Below are 4,630 nucleotides of genomic sequence, written 5' to 3'. Positions count from 1 at the left end.
CCGGTACCATCATCGCCGAGGCCGGTGTTCCTTTGCAGATCGTGCAGGAAAAAGCCGATGCGGCGGGGCTGGTCTTTGGCGTCGACATCGGCGCGCGYGGCACSGCSACSRTCGGCGGCAACATCGCCACCAATGCSGGTGGCATYCGCGTGCTGCGCTACGGCAWKTWCCGCGCCCAGGTKCTSGGRCTGGARGCSGTGCTYGCCGACGGTACGGTGCTGTCCTCACTSMAMGGGCTTGCCAAGGACAATTCCGGMTACGATCTSARCCAGCTKTTCATYGGCAGCGAAGGCACGCTCGGYGTGGTCACTCGCGCCTGCCTCAAGCTACATCCCAAGCCCGTCACCCAGTCGGCCGCCTTCTGTTCGGTGCCCTCGCTCGATGCGGCCTTTGGCCTGCTCAAATTCCTGCGTGGCCGTCTTGGCAATCTGCTTTCCGGCTTCGAAGTCATCCTGGCGCCTTTGATGGGCGACATGGTCTCGTCCCTCGGGCTGACCGCTCCGGTTGCGCTTTCATCGCCTGTCTATGTGCTGACCGACATCCAGGGCATGGCGCCGGGCGCGGACGAGGAAGCCTTCACCGAGGCCCTTTCGCAAGCGATCGAGGACGGGCTGGTCGAGGATGTCGTGCTGTCGCAGTCGGAGCGCGAGTTCCAGGCGCTGTGGACCCTGCGCGACGACTGCAACCGCTTCCTGTTTGCCGAAGGCGCGATGCTCAGTCTCGATGTCAGCCTGCCGCTGCCGCGCATGGGCGAGTTCCTCGATCTGGCCAAGGCAGGCCAGACGCGCGCCGACCCAGTGGYGCGGGACTATGTCTTCGGCCACCTCGGCGACGGCAACCTGCATTATGTCGTGCGCACCGACAGGCCCAATGAGGTCGCCAAGGCGGTGTTCGACAGCGTCGCGCAAACGGGTGGCTCGATCTCGGCCGAGCACGGCATCGGTCTCGACAAGAAGGCCTATCTGCATCTGGCGCGGACGCCCGCCGAACTCGCTGCGATGCGCCGTCTCAAGGCAGCGCTTGACCCGCGTAACATCCTCAATCCGGGCCGCATCTTCGACATGCCGCCTGCCCCGCTCAACGTCTGAGAATCCACCATGACTGCAGTGAAGTCCCCCGATGATGGCGCCCAAAAGGTCGACATGCCCTCAGCGCTCGACGAGCGCTACACGCTCGAGCGCGGACGTATCCTTGTATCCGGCACGCAGGCGCTGGTGCGCCTGCCGATGGTCCAGCGCCAGCGCGACCTCGCGGCTGGCCTTAACACGGCGGGCTATGTCTCGGGCTATCGCGGCTCACCCTTAGCCGGCTTCGATCGCGAAATGGGCAGCGCCAAGAAATATCTCAAGGCCAGCCACGTCGTTTTCCAGCCCGGCCTCAATGAGGACATGGCGGCGACTGCTGTGTGGGGCACGCAGCAGACAGGCATGTTTCCTGGCGCGCGTTACGATGGCGTCTTTTCGATGTGGTACGGCAAGGGCCCCGGCGTCGACCGCACCATGGACGTCATCCGTCACGCCAACGCTGTCGGCACCAGCAAGCATGGCGGCGTGCTGCTGCTCGTCGGCGACGACCACGGCGCGGTGTCCTCGACCTTGCCGCACCAGAGCGAGCACAATCTGATTTCGGCCATGGTGCCGCTGCTGTCGCCGGCGGGCGTCGGTGAATATATCGACTACGGGCTGCTCGGCTGGGCGATGAGCCGCTATTCCGGCGCCTGGGTCGGTTTCAAGTGCCAAACCGAAATCGTCGAATGCTCGGCGAGCGTCGACCTCAATCCGACGCGCCTTGAGATCGTCACGCCCGACCTGCCCCTGCCGGCTGATGGCCTGTCGATGCGATGGCCCGACGGGCAGCAGGCGATGGAGCGCAGGCTCGAGACCAAGCTTGCGGCAGTGCTGGCCTTCGCCCGTGCGAATCGCCTCGACCGGCAGGTCTGGCCCTCCTCCAAGGCAAGGCTCGGCATTGTCTCGACGGGCAAATCCTGGCTCGACCTCAAGGGCGCGCTGTCGCTACTTGGCATCGATGAAGCCCGCGCCGCCGAACTCGGCCTCCGCCTGTACAAGGTCGGCATGGTCTGGCCGCTGGAACCGGAAGGCTTGCGCGAATTCGCTGACGGGCTGGAACAGGTCCTCGTTGTCGAGGAAAAGCGCCCCGTCATCGAAGAGCAGATCAAGTCGCAGCTGTTCAACCTGGCCGGCGACCGCCGGCCGCAGGTGTTTGGCAAGACGGGCCCGGACGGATCCCCTCTTCTGCCGTCGATCGGCGAAATCGGCGCGCTGTCGGTGGCCCGCGCCATCCTGCAATGGCTTGGCCCGAAAGATGCTGGCCTTGCCGCGCGCGCTGTACAGCTGTCAACCGTCGGGCTCCCCTCCCCTGTTGAGCCCGGCCTACTCAACCGCGAGCCCTATTTCTGCTCGGGCTGCCCGCACTCCACTTCGACAGTCGTGCCCAAGGGCAGCCGCGCCTCGACCGGCATTGGTTGCCACATGATGGTGATCGGCATGGAGCGCGACACCTCGACTTTCACCCAGATGGGCGGCGAAGGCGGCTCGTGGATCGGGTTGTCGCCCTTCACCGACGAGAAGCACATCTTCGTCAATATGGGCGACGGCACCTATTTCCATTCCGGCCTGCTCGCCATCCGCGCAGGCATCGCCGCCAAGGTCAACGCTACCTACAAGATCCTTTACAATGACGCCGTCGCCATGACGGGCGGCCAGCGCCATGACGGCGAGCTCTCGGTGGCCTCGATCGTCGGCCAGGTCCTGGCTGAAGGTGCCAAGCAGGTCGTCGTCGTTTCCGAACGGCCACAGCTGCTGGCTGGCGAGCTGCCGCGCTCGGTCAATGTACGCCATCGCGACGAGCTTGATCAGGTGCAGCGCGAGTTGCGCGAGGTCGAGGGCGTCACGGTGCTGGTCTACGATCAGGTCTGCGCCGCCGAAAAGCGCCGCCGCCGCAAGCGCGGCACCTACCCCGTCTCGCCCAAGCGCGCCTTCATCAACGAACTGGTCTGCGAAGGCTGTGGCGACTGCTCTGCGGTGTCGAACTGCATTTCCATCGAACCGCGCGAGACCGAGTTCGGTCGCAAGCGCGCCATCAACCAGTCGAGCTGCAACACCGACCTTTCCTGCACCAAGGGTTTTTGCCCCAGCTTCGTCACCATTGAAGGCGGACGCCTGCGCAAGCCGCGCGCCAAGGCCGCCGGTGGCGTAGATGCCAGCCTTGCCGAGCCCAATCGCCCTGCCCTGGGCAACGAGCCCTATAGCGTGCTGCTCACTGGCATCGGCGGCACAGGCGTCATAACGGTCAGCGCGATCCTCTCACAAGCCGCCCATCTCGACGGGCTGTCGCTGGTGACACTCGACCAGACCGGCCTCGCGCAGAAAAACGGTGCGGTGGTCTCGCATATAAGGCTTGCCCGGCAACCCGAAATGCTGAACGCGGCGCGCATCGGGCCCGGCGAGGCCGATCTGGTGCTCGGCTTCGATCTTGTGGTCGCAGCATCGCAGAACGCCATCGCCACCTTCGGCAAGGGTCGGACCAAGGCCGTGGTCGACGACCATGTCGCCCCGACTGCATCCTTTGTGAAAGACACCACCATCGACTTCCGCGAAAGTGCCACTTTGCGGCGGTTGCGCAATGCCGGTGGCGAGGACGCGCTCACGACTTTGCCCGCCATGAAGCTCGCGACCGCGGTCTTCGGCGACGCCATTGCCGCCAACATGTTCCTGCTGGGCCACGCCTGGCAAAAGGGGTTTGTGCCGATCAGCCGCGAGGCGATCGAAAAGGCCATCGACCTCAATGGCGCTGGCGTCGCCATGAACCGTGCCGCCTTTGCGTGGGGCCGGCGCTCGGCCGAGGATATGGACTTCGTCAGCCGGCAGGCGGGCGTCCTGTCGTTGCCCGCCGGCGAGGCAAAGACTCTCGACGAGATCGTCGCGCGCCGCGTTGATTTCCTCACCGGCTATCAGAACGCCGCTTATGCCGGGCGCTATCGTGCGCTGGTCGATAAAGCGCGGCGTGCCGAGACGGCGATTGCTGTGCCAGGGCAGGAAGCCTTCGCCCATGCGGTCGCCAAGGCCGCCTTCAAGCTGATGGCCTACAAGGATGAATATGAAGTGGCGCGGCTGCATCGAGATCCGGCGTTCCGGCAAAAGCTCGCCGAGCAGTTCGAAGGCGACTTCAAGCTGCAGTACAATCTGGCGCCGCCCATGCTGACCCGCACCGATCCGCGCACCGGCCATCCGGCCAAGATCGCCATTGGCCGCTGGATCGAGCCAGCCTTCGCGGTGCTCGCCCGTCTCAAGGGCCTGCGCGGCACGCGCTTCGATCCGTTTGGCCGCACCGCCGAGCGCAAGATGGAGCGGCGCCTGACCGCCGACTATGTCGCGCTGGTCGAAGACCTGATCACGCGGCTTTCGGCGGACAATCTGCGCGCCGCGACCGAACTCGCGGCACTGCCGGACGAGATCCGCGGTTACGGACACGTGAAGCTCGCATCTGTTGAGCGTTTTGAAAATCGCAAGGTCGAGTTGCTCGCAGCCTTTGCGGAAGCCGCGGAAATCGCAGGCGGCCTGAGCCTCACTTCGGTAGCATCAATAGGCTGAATCGATCACGGCTGATCGAT

General features: G+C 65.0%; 2 protein-coding genes. Both read left to right on the top strand.

Annotation, left to right across the window (positions count from 1 at the left end; all coding sequences use genetic code 11):
• Positions 1-1,088 (top strand): FAD-binding oxidoreductase (locus AC1DUU_RS23725; protein WP_476785835.1); only part of this gene is annotated, 1,088 nt, incomplete at its 5' end.
• Between the two features lie 9 nt (positions 1,089-1,097).
• Positions 1,098-4,610: an indolepyruvate ferredoxin oxidoreductase family protein gene (locus tag AC1DUU_RS23720; RefSeq protein ID WP_476785834.1), complete on the top strand. Its 3,513-nt coding sequence runs from the start codon at positions 1,098-1,100 to the stop codon at positions 4,608-4,610.
• Positions 4,611-4,630: the final 20 nt, after the last annotated feature.

The sequence above is a fragment of the Aminobacter sp. P4_H6_2 genome (assembly GCF_056400805.1).
Note: the sequence above shows the minus strand (reverse complement) of the source record. Positions and strands in the feature narration are given on the sequence as shown.